Below are 15,264 nucleotides of genomic sequence, written 5' to 3'. Positions count from 1 at the left end.
AAATTGTCGCCGATTTCGATGACCCCCGCGCCCGATGGCACTCCCCTGGCCAATTATGTCTGGCCGTCCGCCCCCAATGTCGCCCCGCCCATCGCCGGGCCGGGCACACCCAGTATCTACCTCTTGCACGGGCTGAGCGAGCATGCCGGACGCTACGACCGGCTGGCGCGCTGGCTGACCGCCCGCGGCTGGACCGTCGGCGCCCATGACCACCGGGGCCACGGCCATTCGGGCGGGCCGCCCGCCACCCTGAAGCGCCAGGACGACCTGGTGGTCGACGCGGTCGGCCGGCTCCAGGCCTGGACCGAGGCCCAGGGGCGCCCGCCCATCGTGCTGGCGCACAGCCTGGGCGCCCTGGTCGCCGTGCGGATCGCCCTGCGCGGCCTGGCCGACATCGACGCGCTGGTGCTCAGTTCGCCGCCTTTCGTCGTCAACGTGCCCCTATGGGTCCGCCGCACGCTGACCTGGATGTCCCTGCACGCGCCCGATCTGCGGGTCCCCCATGGGCTGGCCCCCGCCCGGATCTCGCATGACCGGGCCGTGGTCCAGGCCTACCGCGCCGATCCCCTGGTGCGCCGCCTCATGACGGGCCGGCTGGCCCGTTTCGTGGACGAAGGCGGCCGGGAATCCCTGCAGGAAGCCCCGCTGCTGCCCTGCCGCACCCTGCTGATGGTGGCCGGAGACGACTCGATCGTCGCCGCCGAAGGCAGCCGCCAATTCGCCCAGCGGGCGCCGGCAGAACTGCTGACGCTGCGCTGGTACGACACCGCCTGGCACGAGATTTTCAACGAAACCGCCCCCATCGCCGATCCGGTCTACGCCGACCTGGACGAGTGGCTGGCGCGCACGGCGCAGGCATTGTCCCTGTCCCCAGTATTGACTCCCTCGGCACAGGAGGCTGGCACCCCGTAAAATCCGTCGTCAGACCCAAACGAGAAGAATCCGTGACCGATACCGCTGCCAACCGACTCTCCCGCCTAGAGGCCAACCGCTCGCTGCTGACCCAGACCCTGCGGGGCATCGAGAAAGAAGGCCTGCGCGTGGACGAGCAAGGCCTGCTGGCCCGCACGCCGCACCCCGCCGGCCTGGGCTCGGCGCTGACCAACGAACACGTCACCACCGACTATTCCGAATCCCTGCTCGAACTCATCACGGGCACGCATACGGACGTCGACGCGCTGCTGGCAGAGCTGACGAACACTCACCGCCACGTCTACGGCGTGCTGGACCATGAACTGATCTGGAACCAGTCCATGCCCGCCACGCTGCCGCCCGAGGCCGACATCCCCATCGCCTGGTACGGCAAGTCCAATACGGGCATGCTCAAGCACGTGTATCGCCGGGGCCTGGCCGTGCGCTACGGCAAGACGATGCAATGCATCGCGGGCGTGCACTACAACTTCTCGCTGGCCGAAGACCTCTGGTCGGTGCTGGACACGCAGCCCGGCACCGTCCAGGACCGCCGCTCGCGTGGCTACATCGGCCTGATCCGCAACTTCACCCGCTATTCCTGGCTGCTGATGTACCTGTTCGGCGCCGCCCCGGCGCTGTCCAGCGATTTCCTGCGCGGGCGCGAACATCCGCTGCGCAAGCTGGACGAAAGCACGCTGTACCTGCCCTACGCCACCAGCCTGCGCATGAGCGACCTCGGCTACCAGAACAAGGCGCAGTCGCAGCTCAAGCTCTGCTACAACGACCTGGACACGTTCCTGGGGCGCCTGTACGGCGCCGTGACGCAGCCCTGGCCCGATTACCAGAAGATCGGCACCCACCGCGACGGCGAATGGATCCAGCTCAACACCAATGTGCTGCAGATCGAGAACGAGTACTACTCGAGCATCCGCCCCAAGCGCGCCACCGGCCGCTGCGAGCGCCCCATCACGGCGCTGGCCGAACGCGGCGTGCAGTACGTCGAAGTCCGCTGCCTGGACATCGACCCGGATTCGCCGGTCGGCATCGATGCCGCCACCAGCCGCTTCGTCGACGCCTTCCTCCTGTTCTGCACGGCGTCGGACAGCCCGTTCTTCCCCGCCAACGGCTACTGTCAACGCAGCGCCGACAACTTCTCGACTGTCGTGAAGGAAGGCCGCAAGCCCGGCCTGACCCTCGATCGCGAAGGCCAGTCCATCGGCCTGGCGCAATGGGGCCACGAGCTGCTCGACCAGATCGCGCCCTACGCCGCCCTGTTCGACTCCGCCCTGGGCGGCAGCGCCTATGCCGAGGCGCTGGCCGCGCAGCGCGCCAAACTGGACCACCCGGACTCCACCCCGTCCGCACGCCTGCTGGCCGCGCTGACCGAAAGCCGCCTGTCCTTCCACGATTACTCGCTGGACCTCAGCCGCAAACATGCGGACACGCTGCGCGCGCAGGCCCTGCCGGCCGACATCGCCTCCTCCTACGAACAGGCTGCCGCGCAGTCCGTCGCGGAACAGTTGCGCCTGGAGCAATCGGACACGGAGGATTTCGATACCTACGTCGCCCGCTACCACTCGGCGCTGAAGGCGCCGCGTACATAAGGCGCGTCGAATAAGGCGTATCGTTAGGGTTTTGGTCCGCGCCCCCTCCGGGCGGCGCGGACCGCTCTGTCACATCAGGAGGTTTTCCCCATGCGCCGCACCGCAACATTCCTGTTGGCCTTGGCCACCAGCGTGGCGGGGATCGTCCATGCCGCGCCGCCCATGCAGACCGTGGAGTCGGTAGACCTGAAGCGCTACGCCGGCATGTGGTACGAAATCGCGAATTTCCCCATGTTCTACCAGCGCGACTGCGTGGGGGACACGACCGCCGAATACACCCTGCATACCGACGGCACCGTCGGCGTGAACAATCGCTGCCGCACCAAGGACGGCGATATCGATTCCGCCTCGGGCACCGCCACCGTCCTGGACGGCAGCAACAACGCCAAGCTCGAAGTCTCGTTCTTCAAGCCGTTCAAGGGCGACTACTGGGTGATCGGCCTGGACCCGGACTACCGCTGGGCGGTCGTCGGCACGCCCGACCGGAAATACCTGTGGATCCTGTCCCGCTCCCCGCAACTGCCGAAGGAAGAACTGGACAAGGCGCTGGCGGCGGCGAAGGCGCAGGGCTACCAGTTGGACGAACTGCGCTATACGCCCCAAAAGTAGAGAAGAGGGCCCCCACGCCGCGCGCACTGCGTGCGCTTGCTGCCCCCCGAGGGGGCCCTTTTCCCCTTGGGGCGGCCCGGCGGGGAAAAGGGCCCCCACGCTGCGCGGGAGATCAGCCCGCGTAGTCGCGCGCTAGCCGGACGACCGTCACGCCCGGCTTGAGCTGCCGCAGCGATGGCATGACCAGCGTGCACCGGTCGTAAGGCGTCACGATGGGCTGACCGTCGGCCCAGCCCAGGATCGAACCGGCCTGCTCCAGCGTCTCCAGGCCCGTCCAGGGCTCGGAGAAGCGCAGGTCCATGGACGGCGCCACCACGGCATCCGTTACTTCCAGCACGCGCTGCCCCGCCGGATCGGGCAGCAGCCAGCCAGGCGGCAGGTCCGCCGTGCCGGCCACGCCGGATTCGATCAGCATGCGCGCCACCATGTCGCGCGCCACGCCGCGCGAGGCCGGATCGCCATGGAACCCGCATTCGATCAGCAAGGCGCAGGCGTCTTCGCGCGCCGGGTCGCCGAACTGGGCGAAATCGCGCATGCGCACGCCATCCTTGTGGCCCGCGTCCACGATCACATGCTGGGGCGCCTTCAGGCGCCGCGCCAGCGCGATATTGCGCGGCAGCACGCCGGTCAGCAGCAGCGGCTCGCCCGGCTCGTGCATGGAATGCAGATCCAGCAGCCAGTCCGCGCGCTCGACCCACGGACGCAGCTCGGCCGCGCGCCGGCGGTCGGCCGTGGCCGGGTCGTCCAAACGCTCGGCGCTCCACACCCGGTTCATGTCCTCCTGCACGAAGCGCGAGGCGTCGTGGCGGGCAAGATTGAAGCGGTCGAACGCCTCCAGGTTGCAGAAGGCCAGCGTTAGGCTGCCACGGCGCGGCCGCAGGCCCGCCGCCAGCAGGTCCTTCAGCGCCCAGGCGCCGCACAACTCGTTGCCGTGCACCAGCGCGGACACCATGAGCGCCCGCCCCGGCACGCCCGAATCGAAATGCCATACGCCGGGGGTGCCGGTGTTGCCGGCGCGCTCGGCGCCCAGGTCGGGAACGGGAAGCGTGAATTCCATGAAACGTCGTCCGTTGATTTGCGGTGCCGCGAGCCGTGCCGCGACTACTGGGCTTCGATCTTGGCGGCCTTGACCAGGGCGCCGTACTTCGTGGTTTCGCTGGCCTGGTAGGCCACCGGATCCAGGCCGGGCTGCGCCAGCTGGCCGCCGGCTTCCTGCATCTTGGCGCGGAACTGTTCCGACTTCAGCGTTTCCGCCAACGCCGTGCGCAGCTTGGCCGCCACCGGCTCGGGCAGGCCCGCCGGGCCATACAGGGCGAACCAGACGCTGATGTCGACCGATTCGAATCCCGGCGTCTCGGCCAGCGCCGGCAGGTCCGGCGCGACCGGCGAACGCTTCTTCTCGGTCACGCCCAGCGCCACGATCTTGTCTCCGCGGACCTGCGGCAGGCCCGAGGACAGCACCAGCATGCCGTAGTCCAGCTGGCCGCTCATCAGATCGGTCACCAGCGGCGCCACGCCGCGGTATGGCACGTGTTCGGCGCGCGTGCCGGTGGACTGGTTGATCATCTCGCCCGCCAGGTGCAGGGTCGTGCCCACGCCCGAAGAACCATAGTTGAAGCTGCCGGGCGCGGCGCCACGCAGCTTCTGCAGGTATTCGGCCGCGGTTTTCACGCCGGAGTTCTTGCTGGCGGCCAGCAGCATGGGCTGCGAGGCGATCACGCCCAGCGCCGAAAAGTCCTTCACGCTGTCGTACTTGACCGCGCTGTTGATCATGCGGGCGATCACCATTTCGTTGGTGGAACCCAGCAGCAGGGTATAGCCGTCGGGCGCCGCGCGCGCCACGCGCTGCGCCCCGATGGTGCCGCCGGCGCCGCCCACGTTCTCGACAACCACGCTCTGGCCCAGGCGCTTGGCCAGTTCCTCGCCGAACAGGCGCGCGGTCAGGTCCACGCTGCCGCCCGCCGGATAGCCCACCACCAGCGAAATGGCGCGGTCGGGGTAATCGGCAAACGCGGACGGCGAGGCGGCGAAGGCGGCGGTGGCGCAGAGCGCGGCAAGCGCGCCGCGCAGCGGGTGCTGGATGGATTTCATGGCTTTCTCCCTGGGGTACTGGCGTGGACGGCGTCGCCGTCTCGTTTGAAGTGTCGGGAGCTATTCTCGGCGCAGCGGCCATGCACGCTCGTGCCGAATCGACACATTCCCGTGCTGATTTGGCCAAAAGCCCTTAACGGCGGCCGCACCCACGGCTCAGGCCTTGCGGTTCGCGGTCGCTTCCCAGACGGCTTCGGCCAGGTCCGCCAGCCGGGCGCGCGAACGGTACAGCCGTACCTCGAAGGCGATCTCGTCGCTGCGCCCGCCCAGGGCGGCCAGCGCCCCCCGGCGGCAATCCGCCGCCACCATGGACCAGGGCAGCCACGCCACGCCCAACCCCTTGGCGACCGCGCCGTGCGCCGCGTCCAGCGAGTCGCTGCGCAGGAACGGCGTCAGCGAATAGGGCGTGGTTTCCAGGCGATCGCCCACGATGCGCTCCATCGCCAGGCCGCCCGCGTATGTGATCAGCGGCGCGGACTGCCCACCTTCCAGCAAGGCGTAGCGGGCGCGGCCGCGCGAATCCGCCTGGCTCACGGGCACCAGCTTGTCGGTGCCCAGAGTCATATAGCGGTATCGGCCGGGGCTCAACTGCACCGACAGCGCGGGATGCTCGTAGCAACACAGCAGATCCACCCTGCCCTGTTCCAGCCGGGCCGCCATATCCTGCATCATGCCCGTCGACAGCTCGACCTGGGTGCCCTCGGTCAGCACCTTGGGCGCGCGAAGCCGCAAGCGCGCGATCCAGTCCGCCACCAGCGTGCGGGCCAGGCTGCGGCCGGTAGCGATGCGCAGTACGGCTTCGCCGCCCGCGCCCGAACTGCGGATGCGGTGGCGCACCTGCCCCATCTGTTCCACCACCTGAGCCGCCGTCTTCAGCAGGGCTTCGCCCTCAGCGGTCAGCGTCACGGGCTGGCGCTGGCGCTCGACCAGCGGCGCGCCGGCCCAGGCCTCCAGCGCGCGGATGCGTCGGCCGAATGCAGGGTGGGTGACGTGACGCAGCTCGGCCGCACGTACAAAGCTGCCGGTCTGCGCCAGGGCAATCAGGTCTTCAAGGAGTTTCAGGTCGGCCATGGGCGTCAAGCTTACGCCATCGGTCGACCGTTCACTTTGCGCCCAGGCCCATCATCGCCAGGGTGGCGCGGGTCAGGTCGCTGTCCGGATCTTCCAGCTCGTTGACCAGATCGAAATGGTTGCATTGCGGCGTCGGGATGCGGGTGGAAGCCAGCCCAGCAGCGTTCCAGGCGGCTTCGTACGCGGCCGTCTGGTTCTTGAAGCCCTGGGTCTCCAGCCCGCCCACGGCCAGCAGCATCGGACCCGCCCGCTCGGGCAGGTGGAAGATCGGGCTTTGGTGCGCCGCCTGCTCAGGCGTCAGCTGCAGCCAAGTATTGGGCAGGACGTCGCACAGCGGCCGCAGATCGAACAGACCGCTGAGCGCCAGCGTGCCCTTGATCACGTCATCCGGCACGCCATAGCGCGCCTGCCATTTCGGCGCGGCCAACATGCCTGCCAAATGGCCGCCGGCCGAACTGCCGCTGACGTAGATCCTCTCGGGATCCACGCCGTAGGCCGCCACGTTGCGGTAAAGCCAGGCCACCGCGGAACGCACTTCGCGCACCACTTCGCCCAGCGTGGCCTCGGGCACCAGCGTGTACTCCAGCGTCGCCACGGCGGCGCCCGCCGCGTTGAAGGCCTCGGCCATCACGGGCGCGTCTTCCTTGCGCTGCGCGCGCCAGTAGCCGCCGTGGATGAACACGAACAGCGGCGCCCGCGCCTGCGAGGCGGCGGGCAGGAACAGGTCCAGCCGTTCGTCCTGGCCCATGCCGTAGCGCAGGTCCAGCACGCCGGGGCGGCGCGCGCGCACCCGGGCCGAGGACTCGGCGTAGCGGCGCACGCAGGCGTCGAAATCCGGCACCGATTCGCGCGCGTTGTACTGCACCTCGCGCTCGGCGATGGAAGGAAAGAAGAGATCGATGTCGGTGTTATGCATGCCTGGCCTGCGATTGGGGCTCGGAAATGATGCGTTCGATGAACTGCGCGGTCTTGCGGTAGTGCGCGGCCAGCATGGCGACCGAGCCTTCCACGTCGCGCGAGATGGCGGCGTCCAGCAACTGGCGATGCTCGTCGTCGACGTTGCGTTCGGGCCCGTAGGCGGTCGCGCCGGCGCGCGCCGGGCGGCGGTAGCGTTCAGTCTGCGCATAGAGCTGTGTGGACAGGTCCAGCAGCCAGTGGGAGCGGCAGGCGCCGATCAGCGCGTGGTGGAATTCCAGGTGGCGCGCCTCCAGCAGTTCGTCCAGCTCTTCCGAAGGCTCTGCGGCGCCCTCGGCGCGCTGCGCGGCCAGCGTCAGAGCGTGGTACGCGCCGACCAGCCGCGTTTCCCAGGCGTCGTCGGCGTTGGCCAGCGAGCGGCGCAGCGCGTCGCAATCGATCAAGATGCGAGTTTCACAGGCGTCCCACATTTCCTCGACCGACAAGGGCGCGATGCTGAAACCGCGCGAGGTGGTGCTGATGACCATGCGCTCGCTGCGCAGGCGGTTGAGCGCTTCGCGGATGGGCGAAAAACTGCTGCCGTAGCGATGCTTCAACAACTCCAGCCGCAGGGACTGGCCCGGCGCGAAGGCGCCGCGCATGATGTCGCGCCGCAGCAAGCGGTAGACCTGCTCGGACAGCGTGATTTCCTCAATGCCGGCGCTCCCGTCCGATCCGGGATCGTCCTGGCGGGAAGCTTTGATTCTAGGCTTCAAGATGGTCTCCAGATGTCAGCGGCCGGGGCGCGTACCGCGCGCAGGCGGCCCATTCTACCCGCGCCCCCGGGCCGCGGGCCGCGCCACGCGGCCAGCTCATATGCCCAGGTAACGCTGGGCCAGTTCGGGTTGGGCAGACAGCTCGGCGGGCTGCCCCGACCAGGCCACCCGGCCCTTGTCCACGATGTAGTGGCGGTCCACCAGCGTCGCCATTTCGGGCAGGTTCTTGTCGATGACCAGGATGGTCTGCCCTTCGGCCTTCAGCGCTCGCAGGCAGCGCCAGATCTCCTGGCGGATGAGCGGCGCCAGCCCCTCGGTGGCCTCGTCCAGGATCAGGAGCTTGGGGTTGGTCATGAGCGCGCGCCCCACCACCAGCATCTGCTGTTCGCCGCCGGACAGGGTCCGCGACGACTGCCCGCGGCGCTCCTTGAGGCGCGGGAACAGCGTGTAGACCCGCTCCAGATCCCATCCGCCCGCCGCGGCGCGCGAAGTCGCCACCAGGTTTTCCTGCACCGTCAGGGATCCGAACACGCGCCGGCCTTCCGGCACCAGTCCCACGCCCAGGCGCGCCACGCTGCTGGGCGCGGAGCGGCCCAGCGCGCGGCCGCGGAACTGCACCGCGCCGCCCGTGGCGGGCAGCATGCCCATCAGGGTCTTGATCGTGGTGGTCTTGCCCATGCCGTTGCGCCCGATCAGCGAGATCACCTCGCCCTCGCTGGCCTCGAACGACATGCCGAACAGGACCTTGCTGGAGCCGTAGCCGCCCGTCAGCCCTTCAACCTTCAACATGCTCTTCTCCCAGATAGGCGGCGCGCACTTCCGGATGGCGGCGCACTTCCTCGGGCGAGCCGCTGAACACCACGCGGCCGTAGACCAGCACGCTGATGCGGTCGGCCAGTGCGAAGACCGCGTCCATGTCGTGCTCCACCAGCAGGATGCCGTAGTCGCCCTTCATACCTTGCAGCAGCCGGGTCATGCGCGCCGATTCCTCGGGTCCCATGCCTGCCATTGGCTCGTCCAGCAGCAACAGCCGCGGCAAACGCGCCAGCGCCACCGCCAGCTCCAGCTGCCGCTTCTCGCCGTGCGCCAGGTCCGCCGAACGCACGTGGCGACGGTCCTCCAGCCCCACATGCGTCAGCCACTGCATGGCTTCGGTCTTCAGCGCCGCGTCATGGCGCGGGTTGGACCAGGCCTGGAAGGCGCGGCCACCCTTGAGCATGCGAGACAGGATCACGTTCTCCAGCGCGGTGTATTCCTGGCACAGCTCGGTGATCTGGAACGAGCGGCCCAGCCCAAGACGGGCGCGCTCGAAAGCACGCAGCGCGGTCACGTCCTGCCCGTCCAGGTGGATGGTGCCGGAGTCCGGCCGGATCTCGCCGCAGATCTGCGCGATCAGGGTGGACTTGCCCGCGCCGTTGGGGCCGATGATGGCGTGGATCTCGCCGGCGCGCACGTCCAGGTCCACGCCGTTGGTGGCCACCACCGCGTCGAAGGCCTTGCGCAGTTGCGTCAGGCGCAACAGGCTTGCGCTTGCATCAGTCGGCATGGCGCGTCTCCAGCAGCTTGCCGAACAGGCCCTTCTGGCCCCACAGCACCACCAGCACCAGGATGGGCCCCATGTACAGCAGCCAGTGTTCGGTCAACGACGACAACATCTGTTCCAGCCCCAGGAACACCGCCGCGCCCGCGATCGGGCCGAGCAAGGTGCCCACGCCGCCCAGGATGACGATGGCCATGAGTTCGCCGGACTTGGTCCAGGCCGCCATGTCGGGCGTCACCAGCCCGGCATAGTTGGCCCACAGCACGCCGGCCAGCCCGGTGCCCACCGCCGACAGCACGAAGGCGCTCAGCCGGTACGGCGTGGGCGCCACGCCCAGATTGATGGCGCGCCGCTCGCTCTGGCGCAGCGCCTGCAGCACCATGCCGAAGCGCGAGTTGGTCACGCGGATGCACAGCAGCGTCCACAAGGTCAGCAGCGCCAGGCATACATAGTAGAAAACCATGGGGCTTTCCAGATTGATGCCGGGCAGCTCATTGCGCTGCGGAATCATGAGGCCGTCATCGCCGCCATAGAACTGCAGCGACACCAGCACGAAGTACACCATCTGGCCGAACGCCAGGGTGATCATGATGAACTGCACGCCGCGCGTGCGCAGCGCCAGATAGCCGAACAGCCAGCCCGCCAGCGCGCACACGATGAGCGCGATCGGCCACACCACCAGCGCGGCATTGCTGCCGGCCCAGCCGAAGATCGGACCGGCCTCCGCAGTGTGAAACGCGATGATGCCCACCGCATAGCCGCCCAGCCCGAAGAACATGGCGTGGCCGAAACTGACCATGGCGCCATAGCCGATCACCAGGTCCAGGCTGACCGCGGCCAGGCCGTAGATCAGGAAGCGCGTCACCACGCCGATCAGGAACGGCGAGCCCGAGGCCAGCGCCGCGGCCGGCAGCAGGATCAGCACCGCCAGGCCGCCCAGCCCCCAGCGGGCGCGGTTCGTAAGTGTGTATGCCATCTTCATCCTCGCGCCGGGAACAGCCCGCCCGGCTTGGCGATCAGCACGATCGCCATCAACACATAGATGCTGGCCGAAGCCAGGCCCGCGGCCAGCGGGTCCGCCGTGGCCGGCGAGAACATGGTCGACAGCAGCTGCGGCAGGAAGGCCCGCCCCAGGCTGTCCACCATGCCCACCAGCAAGGCGCCGGCCAAGGCTCCGCGCACCGAACCGACCCCGCCGATCACGATGACCACGAAGGTGGTAATCAGGATGCGTTCGCCCATGCCGATTTCCACCGCCAGAAGCGGCGCGGCCATCACGCCGGCCAGCCCGCACAACAGGGCTCCCAGGCCGAACACCAGCGTGTAGAGCTTGCGGACATCTATGCCCAGCGCGTCGACCATCTCGCGATCGTCGGCGCCCGCGCGGATCAGCATGCCGATGCGCGTGCGGTTGACCAGCCACCACAGGCCCACCGCCACCAGCGCGCCGATGGCGATGAAGGACAGACGGATCAACGGATACTGGAACCCCGGCGCCAGCGTCACCGCGCCTTCCAGAAAGCTGGGGATGCCCACCAGCGGCGGCCGCCGGCCGAATATCAGGCTGACCGCTTCATTGGAGAACAACAGCAGCCCGAAGGTGGCCAGGACCTGGTACAGGTGATCCCGCTTGTAGAGCTTGCGTATCACCAGCACTTCGACCGAAATGCCGTACAGGCCCGCCCCCAATAGCGCCGCCAGCACGCCCGCAAGGAACGAGCCGGTGGTGCCGATGGCGTAGGCCGCGCAATACGCCCCCACCATGTAGAACGAGCCGTGCGTCAGGTTGACCACGCCCATGATGCCGAAGATCAGCGTCAGTCCGGCCGCCAGCATGAATAGCATGGCGCCGAACTGCAGCCCGTTGAGCAGCTGTTCAAACAGGAGCGTCATGACGGCATCTTGCAGAGTTGCGCGTAGGCATCCTTATCGTCGGATACCAGCTTGCGGACCAGCTTCGGCGACAGGCTGCCGTCGCTTTCCTTCTCGATGCGCATCAGGTACAGGTCCTGGATCGGATGCTGGTTGGTGTTCATGCTGAACTTGCCGCGCAGCGACGCGAACTCGGGCTTGCGCAACGCCGCGCGGAACTCCGCCGCCTTGGACAAGTCGCCGCCGGTGGCCTTCAGGCCCGCGCCGATCAGCTGCGCGGTGTCGTAGGCCTGCATGGCGTAGTCCGTCGGCACGCGGCCGTAGGCTTCCTTGAAGGCCTGCACGAAGGCCTTGGATTGCGCATTGTCGAAGTCCTGCGACCAGATGCCGGTGATGTAGGCGCCGGCCGACGCGTCGCCCGTGGCCTGGATCATGCGCGCATCCATCGAGAAGCTGGGCATCAGCATCGGAATGCTCTTGTTCAGCCCGGCCGCCGCATATTGCTTGACGAAGTTGATGCCCGTGCCGCCCGGATGGAACTGATAGATGGCGTCGGGTGCCAGCGAGCGCAGGCGCGCCAGCTCCACCGAGAAATCCGACTGGTCCAGCTTGGTGTAGATCTCGGCGACCACTTCGCCCTTGTACGTGCGCTTGAAACCTTCGATGGCGTCGCGGCCCGCCTGGTAATTGGGCGCCAGCAGCACAACCTTCTTGTACCCGAGCTCGTTGGCCGCCACGCCGCCCGCCGTGTGGAAGGCGTCGTTCTGGTAAGAGGCCACGAAGTAATTGGGATCGCACTTCTCGCCCGCGAAGTTCGACGGGCCGGGGTTCAGGCTGACGTAGAACGCGCCGGACTTCACCACGCTGGGCACGACAGCCGCCAGCACATTGGAGAAGTTAACGCCGGTATAGAGCTTGACGCCCGATTGCAGCAGGCGATCGGCCGCCTGCTTGGCGTTGGCGGGTTTCAGGCCGTCGTCCTCGATCACCAGTTGCACCGGCACGCCGCCCAGCTTGCCCCCGCCCTGCTTGATGGCCAGGTTGAACGCATCGCGCTCGTCTTCGCCGATGTAGCCCGCCGGCGTGGACAAGGTGGCGATGAAGCCGATCTTGACCGGGTCCGCGGCGTGCGCCGCCCCCATGGACGCCGCGGCGCCCAACGCGACGGACAACGCGCCGCCCAATATCTGTTTCTTGATCATGTTTTCCCCTTGGAGACTGCGTTGCCCGCCGCCCCCCGGCGGCCGGGCGGTTTAGACCGCCACCACCGGATGGCGCAGCGTGCCGATGCCTTCCACACAAGCCACCACCACGTCGCCCGGCCACAGCCATTCCTGCGGCTTGCGGCCCGCGCCCACGCCTTCCGGCGTGCCGGTGGCAATGATGTCGCCCGGTTCCAGCGTGATGCCTGCGCTGATGTCCGAGATCAAGAACGGCACCTTGAACAGCATGTACCGGGTATTGGAGCCCTGCTTCTTCTCGCCGTTGACCGTCAGCCACAGATCCAACACCTGCGGATCCGGGATCTCATCGGCGGTGACGATGCAGGGGCCGAAGGGCGCGTAGGTGTCCTGGCCCTTGGAGTAGATCCACTGGCCGGCTCGTCGGCAATCGCGCGCGCTCATGTCCAGCATGACGCTGTAGCCGAACACGTAGGACAGCGCATCGGCTTCGGCCACGCGCGAGGCGCGCCGCCCCATGATCACGGCCAGCTCCACTTCCCAGTCCAGTTGCTGCGTGATCTTGGCGTTGTGCTCGATGGCGTCGCCCGGGCCGATGACGGTGGTGGGCGGCTTGGAGAAGATCACCGGCTGCTTGGGCAGGTCGGCCGAGGTATCCAGCGTGCGGCTGGACTCCGCCACGTGCTCCACGTAGTTCAGGCCGATGCCGAAGATGTTCTTGCGCGGGCGCGGAATCGGCGCCAGCAGCTTGACGTTTTCCTGCGGCAGCGCGCTGCCCACGGGCCAGTTGCCGCGATAGGCCTCCATCAGCTTGCTGGCCTGCGCCACGGCCACGGGGCCCAGGTCGATGAAGGCCAGCATGTCGTCGGGCAGGTCCACGCCGCCGGCGCGGCCCAGCAGGGCCAGGTCGATCACATAGCCTTCGGCCAGCGCGCCCAGGCGGGCAGCGGCGGCGGGATGGGCGCGAAAAGTTACCAAGCGCATAAGAACTCCATAAATTCAGGACGAGTTGAGTCAGGCGCGCGGACAGCGCCCGCGCGGCGGATAAAAATTCGGCAGGGATTTGGCGGCGCTAGATCAGCACTTGGTGGCCGTCGTTTTCCTTGACCGCTTCTTCGCGGTAGAGCGCCAGCGCGCGCATCACGGGCAGGTCGTTGAAGCTGAACAGGCAGGCGTCGTCGTTGGACGACAGGTTGACGTGTTCATGGATGGCCCATGAGGGCACGCAAAAGATGTCGCGTTCGGTCCAGTCATAGCGCTTGCCGTCGATGATGGAATAGCCGCTGCCCTTGGCCACCTGGTAGATGAAGCTGCCGGTGTGGCGATGGGCCTTGGTGTGCTCGCCGGGGCGCAGCAGCTGCATGCTGGCGCCGATGGTGGGCATGACCGGGCCGCCCGTGGCCGGGTTGACGTATTCGAGCAGGATGCCGTCGTAGGGGCTGCCGGCGGTGGTGCGCGCATAGCGGCGCAGCGCCTCGTAGGTGGGCTCCCATTCGTACTTGAAAAGCGGCGAATACGGCTTGGTCCAGCCGGAGACCTGCGGCCTCAGCGCCGCGTTGGCCCAGGCGGCGGTGGTGTCGTCCACCGGATAGGTCACGGTCTGGTTCAGGTCGGGGTGCACGGCGTAGAAGCCCGCTTCCATCGCATTGACCAGCGGGATATCCAGGCCGTCCTGCCAGATACAGGTGGTGCCGTCCTCGGCCACGCCATGCTCGTGCCAGGTGCCGTTGGGTGTCAGCACGAAATCGTTCGCGCCCAGCGTCATCTTGTGGCCGTCCACCACGGTGAACGCGCCCCGCCCTTCCATGATGAAGCGCAGCGCCGAATGCGAATGCTTGTGGGCGGAAGCGAGTTCGCCCGGCTTCATGACCTGCAGGCCCGAATACAGCCAACCCACGGCGGCGGCCACGTCGCGCCGGCCTGGATTGTTCAGATAGATCACGCGCCGGCCCGCCTCTTCGGGGGAAACCAGCTCGGCCGAACGCAGCACGTGGCCGCGCAGGTCCTGGTAGCGCCACACCACCGGCACCGACACCGAGCGCGGCGCCCACGGTTCGATCTTGTTCGCCACCGTCCACAGGGCGCCGGTCTCCAGGCGCGCCAGCTCCTGGTAGTAGGCGATGAGCTCGGGCGAGTCGGCCACATTGGCGCGGCCTATGGTGTCCTCGCGGTGCGCGTCATAGCGGTTCGCTTCCATCCCTTGCCTCTTTTTATAAAAATTTAAGTATTTTCGAAAATAATAGAGGCGGGCCGAAATTCGGGCAACGAGCGCGCGCTAGGGGTTTTCCCAGGCCGGTTGAAAATTATTGGCGGAGCGTCAAACGATACTGTACAAAAACACAGTGTCTCGTGATACATTTCGCTCGCCCGAAAAACTGTCGCCCAGGAGAGTCCTGTGTCAGAAGCTGCTCATCTCGTCCAATACATCGTCGTCCCCTACCGCGCCGCCGCCAACGGCGTGGCTCCTGGCGAAATCCGCCCCGCCAGCAGCGAATTCGGAGCCATCCGGATCGCGAATTCCATGGCTTCGAAGTTCGCGGGCGTCGCCGCCTATGAGGTCTTGGTCGACAAGGAAACCGGCGACATGGAATCGCCGCGCGTTCTTGCCCAGATTGGAACCGTGCCCGCGCTGGACGATTGAAGGCGGAAGGGCCGCCCTCCCGCAGGCGGCCCTTTGCCCTTCGCGCTCCTAGCTTAAGTCCACGTCTTGATGC

General features: G+C 67.6%; 16 protein-coding genes. 4 read left to right on the top strand and 12 right to left on the bottom strand.

Going from position 1 to position 15,264, the window contains the following annotated elements; all coding sequences use genetic code 11:
- Nucleotides 1-3: 3 nt before the first annotated feature.
- From AGI3411_RS19915 to AGI3411_RS19905, 3 genes are all read left to right on the top strand, one after another.
- Nucleotides 4-912 (top strand): alpha/beta hydrolase, encoded by a 909-nt coding sequence (locus AGI3411_RS19915; protein WP_129529069.1) that lies wholly within the window; start codon nt 4-6, stop codon nt 910-912.
- A gap of 32 nt (nt 913-944) precedes the next feature.
- The gene (gshA, locus tag AGI3411_RS19910) at nt 945-2,516 is read left to right on the top strand and encodes a glutamate--cysteine ligase (RefSeq protein WP_129529068.1); all 1,572 of its coding nucleotides are present in this window, start codon (nt 945-947) and stop codon (nt 2,514-2,516) included.
- A 90-nt stretch (nt 2,517-2,606) separates the two neighbouring features.
- Nucleotides 2,607-3,125 carry a lipocalin family protein gene (locus tag AGI3411_RS19905; protein WP_129529067.1) on the top strand — a complete coding sequence of 173 codons (519 nt, stop codon included), beginning with the start codon at nt 2,607-2,609 and terminating at the stop codon, nt 3,123-3,125.
- 112 nt (nt 3,126-3,237) lie between these two features.
- Here AGI3411_RS19905 and AGI3411_RS19900 read toward each other — a convergent pair whose 3' ends face one another.
- The 12 genes from AGI3411_RS19900 to AGI3411_RS19845 all read right to left on the bottom strand — a co-directional run bounded on the left by AGI3411_RS19900 (nt 3,238) and on the right by AGI3411_RS19845 (nt 14,747).
- A complete protein-coding gene (locus AGI3411_RS19900; RefSeq protein WP_129529066.1) occupies nt 3,238-4,182 on the bottom strand; it encodes a M14 family metallopeptidase in 945 nt (314 codons plus the stop codon).
- 44 nt (nt 4,183-4,226) lie between these two features.
- The gene (locus tag AGI3411_RS19895) at nt 4,227-5,216 is read right to left on the bottom strand and encodes a Bug family tripartite tricarboxylate transporter substrate binding protein (RefSeq protein WP_129529065.1); all 990 of its coding nucleotides are present in this window, start codon (nt 5,214-5,216) and stop codon (nt 4,227-4,229) included.
- A 156-nt stretch (nt 5,217-5,372) separates the two neighbouring features.
- On the bottom strand, nt 5,373-6,287 hold the full coding sequence (locus tag AGI3411_RS19890) for a LysR family transcriptional regulator (RefSeq protein WP_129529064.1): 915 nt from the start codon (nt 6,285-6,287) through the stop codon (nt 5,373-5,375).
- A 31-nt stretch (nt 6,288-6,318) separates the two neighbouring features.
- On the bottom strand, nt 6,319-7,203 hold the full coding sequence (locus AGI3411_RS19885) for an alpha/beta hydrolase (protein WP_129529063.1): 885 nt from the start codon (nt 7,201-7,203) through the stop codon (nt 6,319-6,321).
- Nucleotides 7,196-7,957, bottom strand: coding sequence for a GntR family transcriptional regulator (locus tag AGI3411_RS19880; RefSeq protein ID WP_129529062.1), 762 nt, complete (start codon nt 7,955-7,957; stop codon nt 7,196-7,198). Before AGI3411_RS19880 ends, AGI3411_RS19885 begins: the two co-directional genes overlap by 8 nt.
- A 96-nt stretch (nt 7,958-8,053) precedes the next feature.
- Nucleotides 8,054-8,746: an ABC transporter ATP-binding protein gene (locus tag AGI3411_RS19875; protein WP_129529061.1), complete on the bottom strand. Its 693-nt coding sequence runs from the start codon at nt 8,744-8,746 to the stop codon at nt 8,054-8,056.
- A complete protein-coding gene (locus tag AGI3411_RS19870; protein ID WP_129529060.1) occupies nt 8,733-9,503 on the bottom strand; it encodes an ABC transporter ATP-binding protein in 771 nt (256 codons plus the stop codon). The genes AGI3411_RS19875 and AGI3411_RS19870 overlap by 14 nt, the downstream gene beginning before the upstream one ends.
- The gene (locus tag AGI3411_RS19865; RefSeq protein ID WP_043544628.1) at nt 9,493-10,479 is read right to left on the bottom strand and encodes a branched-chain amino acid ABC transporter permease; all 987 of its coding nucleotides are present in this window, start codon (nt 10,477-10,479) and stop codon (nt 9,493-9,495) included. Before AGI3411_RS19865 ends, AGI3411_RS19870 begins: the two co-directional genes overlap by 11 nt.
- Nucleotides 10,476-11,390 (bottom strand): branched-chain amino acid ABC transporter permease, encoded by a 915-nt coding sequence (locus tag AGI3411_RS19860; RefSeq protein WP_129529059.1) that lies wholly within the window; start codon nt 11,388-11,390, stop codon nt 10,476-10,478. The genes AGI3411_RS19865 and AGI3411_RS19860 overlap by 4 nt, the downstream gene beginning before the upstream one ends.
- Nucleotides 11,387-12,571: an ABC transporter substrate-binding protein gene (locus AGI3411_RS19855; RefSeq protein ID WP_043544626.1), complete on the bottom strand. Its 1,185-nt coding sequence runs from the start codon at nt 12,569-12,571 to the stop codon at nt 11,387-11,389. The genes AGI3411_RS19860 and AGI3411_RS19855 overlap by 4 nt, the downstream gene beginning before the upstream one ends.
- A gap of 51 nt (nt 12,572-12,622) precedes the next feature.
- Nucleotides 12,623-13,534, bottom strand: coding sequence for a fumarylacetoacetate hydrolase family protein (locus AGI3411_RS19850; protein ID WP_129529058.1), 912 nt, complete (start codon nt 13,532-13,534; stop codon nt 12,623-12,625).
- Between the two features lie 88 nt (nt 13,535-13,622).
- Nucleotides 13,623-14,747, bottom strand: coding sequence for a cupin domain-containing protein (locus AGI3411_RS19845; protein WP_129529057.1), 1,125 nt, complete (start codon nt 14,745-14,747; stop codon nt 13,623-13,625).
- A gap of 198 nt (nt 14,748-14,945) precedes the next feature.
- Between AGI3411_RS19845 and AGI3411_RS19840 the strand changes: the two genes are divergently transcribed.
- Entirely contained in the window at nt 14,946-15,191 is a 246-nt protein-coding gene (locus tag AGI3411_RS19840; RefSeq protein ID WP_129529056.1) for a hypothetical protein, read from the top strand.
- Nucleotides 15,192-15,264: the final 73 nt, after the last annotated feature.

The sequence above is a fragment of the Achromobacter agilis genome (assembly GCF_900496965.1).
GTDB lineage: Bacteria > Pseudomonadota > Gammaproteobacteria > Burkholderiales > Burkholderiaceae_B > Achromobacter > Achromobacter agilis.
This window is presented reverse-complemented; position numbering and strand designations above follow the sequence as displayed.

Bases quoted from the DNA above. Each gene is read 5' to 3' on its own strand.
- AGI3411_RS19905 (WP_129529067.1), top strand. From the start codon at position 2,607: ATGCGCCGCACCGCAACATTCCTGTTGGCCTTGGCCACCAGCGTGGCG.
- AGI3411_RS19900 (WP_129529066.1), bottom strand. From the start codon at position 4,182: ATGGAATTCACGCTTCCCGTTCCCGACCTGGGCGCCGAGCGCGCCGGC.
- AGI3411_RS19895 (WP_129529065.1), bottom strand. From the start codon at position 5,216: ATGAAATCCATCCAGCACCCGCTGCGCGGCGCGCTTGCCGCGCTCTGC.
- AGI3411_RS19890 (WP_129529064.1), bottom strand. From the start codon at position 6,287: ATGGCCGACCTGAAACTCCTTGAAGACCTGATTGCCCTGGCGCAGACC.
- AGI3411_RS19885 (WP_129529063.1), bottom strand. From the start codon at position 7,203: ATGCATAACACCGACATCGATCTCTTCTTTCCTTCCATCGCCGAGCGC.
- AGI3411_RS19875 (WP_129529061.1), bottom strand. From the start codon at position 8,746: ATGTTGAAGGTTGAAGGGCTGACGGGCGGCTACGGCTCCAGCAAGGTC.
- AGI3411_RS19870 (WP_129529060.1), bottom strand. From the start codon at position 9,503: ATGCCGACTGATGCAAGCGCAAGCCTGTTGCGCCTGACGCAACTGCGC.
- AGI3411_RS19865 (WP_043544628.1), bottom strand. From the start codon at position 10,479: ATGAAGATGGCATACACACTTACGAACCGCGCCCGCTGGGGGCTGGGC.
- AGI3411_RS19860 (WP_129529059.1), bottom strand. From the start codon at position 11,390: ATGACGCTCCTGTTTGAACAGCTGCTCAACGGGCTGCAGTTCGGCGCC.
- AGI3411_RS19855 (WP_043544626.1), bottom strand. From the start codon at position 12,571: ATGATCAAGAAACAGATATTGGGCGGCGCGTTGTCCGTCGCGTTGGGC.
- AGI3411_RS19850 (WP_129529058.1), bottom strand. From the start codon at position 13,534: ATGCGCTTGGTAACTTTTCGCGCCCATCCCGCCGCCGCTGCCCGCCTG.
- AGI3411_RS19845 (WP_129529057.1), bottom strand. From the start codon at position 14,747: ATGGAAGCGAACCGCTATGACGCGCACCGCGAGGACACCATAGGCCGC.